At 49.4% G+C, this 2010-nt stretch carries 2 protein-coding genes; one reads left to right on the plus strand and one right to left on the minus strand.

Annotated features, from left to right (window positions below; translation table 11 throughout):
- Nucleotides 1-14: 14 nt before the first annotated feature.
- Nucleotides 15-863: a KPN_02809 family neutral zinc metallopeptidase gene (gene ypfJ / locus AQR02_RS22770; protein WP_054942715.1), complete on the minus strand. Its 849-nt coding sequence runs from the start codon at nt 861-863 to the stop codon at nt 15-17.
- 267 nt (nt 864-1130) lie between these two features.
- Here ypfJ and AQR02_RS22775 point away from each other — a divergent pair, with 267 nt between their 5' ends.
- On the plus strand, nt 1131-1811 hold the full coding sequence (locus AQR02_RS22775; RefSeq protein ID WP_054942716.1) for a hypothetical protein: 681 nt from the start codon (nt 1131-1133) through the stop codon (nt 1809-1811).
- Nucleotides 1812-2010: the final 199 nt, after the last annotated feature.

Genomic DNA, 2010 nt, shown 5'->3' on the forward strand with positions numbered 1-2010 from the left:
AGCTCCTCCTTCTGTTACAGCTCAGTGGCATTGAATGTATCTCCGCCTGCAAGCGTGCCGGAATTGAATCCTTTATAGAACCAGCGTTTCCGCTGCTCCGAGGTTCCATGCGTGAAGCTGTCCGGCACCGCATAGCCCTGGGTCTGCTTCTGGATCGTATCATCGCCTACTGCGCTGGCTGCCGTCAATGCTTCGTCCAAGTCGCCTTCCTCCAACAGATTCATACCCTGGGCATGATTGGCCCACACACCGGCGAAATAATCGGCCTGCAGCTCAAAGCGGACCTGATATTTGTTGAATTCCGTCTCACTCAGGCTCTGGCGGAGCGCATTCAGCTTCTCCGAGGTTCCAAGCAGGGTCTGTACATGATGCCCTACCTCGTGGGCGATGACGTAGGCCATCGCAAAATCGCCCGGGGCCTGAAAGCGCTGCTGCAGCTCATCATAGAAACTCAGATCAATATATAGCTTGCTGTCGCCCGGACAATAAAAGGGTCCGACCGCCGAGCTTGCTGTCCCGCAGGCTGAGTCTACACTGCCGCTATAGAGCACCAGCGTAGGGTCCGTATAGGTCAATCCCTGCTGTGCGAATACCTCTGTCCAGATGTCCTCCGTATCTGCCAGCACGACAGAGACAAATTCCGCAAGCTCTTTATCCTGTGCCGTCTCCTGGTAAGGAGCATTGGAGGTGGTGCCGCCGGAAGTCAGACCTCCCAAAATATCACCGACATTGCCGCCGCTGAGCAGCGTTACGATCACCACCAGAATGATACCGCCGATCCCGCCGCCGACCATTTTGCCGCCGCCGCCCATGCCCCTGCGGTCCTCCACATTCGAGCTGCCTCTTCTACCCTGCCATTTCATAGCTGAGCCCCCCAGTCGTATTTACACTAAACGTTCATGTGAACAGAACTCTTATTAGTGTTATACCCAAAATCTGCAGAAGCTCACTTCCACTTGCTGGGTTTGCGGTGGAGTTAAGTAATCCCTCTCTTATCTGAGCTACAGGCGGAGTATAATTATTTGGGATATGCGTTTGGTGATACCAGTTATGGGCGTGGATCCTTACACTAATCTTGCATACGGTTTAGCTTTAGAGAAATATAATTAAATAATCATGGAGGTGAAACATTGAAGAAGCTGATATTGGGCATGTTCGCCCTTGTTTTTACCGCTACTGCCTTGTTTACTTTGTATCCCAAGAATGCAGAGGCATCCGTTGAGAAACAAATTGATGACAACACTACTTTGCTCGCTCGGCAAATCGAAAATGAAGGTAGTAACAAGACAAAACTGTCACTCAGCAGCAATCCTTATGACTATATCAAGGACAGCGAAGAATATGAAAATATAGTGAACCTGGGATATAAAGCTTTCCCGGTACTGGAGAAGAAGATTGATGAAAGCGAAGGCAGTGGTCTCTTTGACTATATTTACGCCGCTGCAATTGAAGAGATTGCAAAAGTAAACTTAAAAGAGGACGGTCCGACTCCCTGGGACACCGGCGAAAAATTCTCCGAAAAATGGAAGGTGAAATTAGAAAGTATTCCAAGAGATGTTGAGAAAATTGCGTCTTCCGAGCAATCCGATGATGATAAAATCAGATCCTTAACAAAGCTTGGACTTCCTGCGGTACCCTTTATAATCGATCAAGTAGAGACTGGTAAAACTGAATTATTTCCGGCAATTCAAAATTTAGTCTCAGACAGCGGGGATCTGGGCAAGTCCATTTCTCCAGTCGATTCAGCGCAATGGACTAAGGAGAATAAGGCTAAATTTGATGATCTGAAAAAATACGTACTGGAAAAATAATAAAACAAAAAGGCCGGGAGAAACGCCAGATTACAGGCGTTTCTCCCGGCCTTAAATATATTGCTTAGAGCTGAGGAGCTCCGAGCGACTCCCGCAGCCGCAGCATATCCTCCGGCCAGGGATCGGCTACCAGGATCTGCTCTTTGCTCCAGGGATGGCGGAAAGCCAGAGACTCACCGTGCAGCGCCTGGCGGCCCCG

The sequence above is a fragment of the Paenibacillus ihuae genome (assembly GCF_001368795.1).
In the GTDB taxonomy this organism is placed as follows: Bacteria; Bacillota; Bacilli; order Paenibacillales; family Paenibacillaceae; genus Paenibacillus_AQ; species Paenibacillus_AQ ihuae.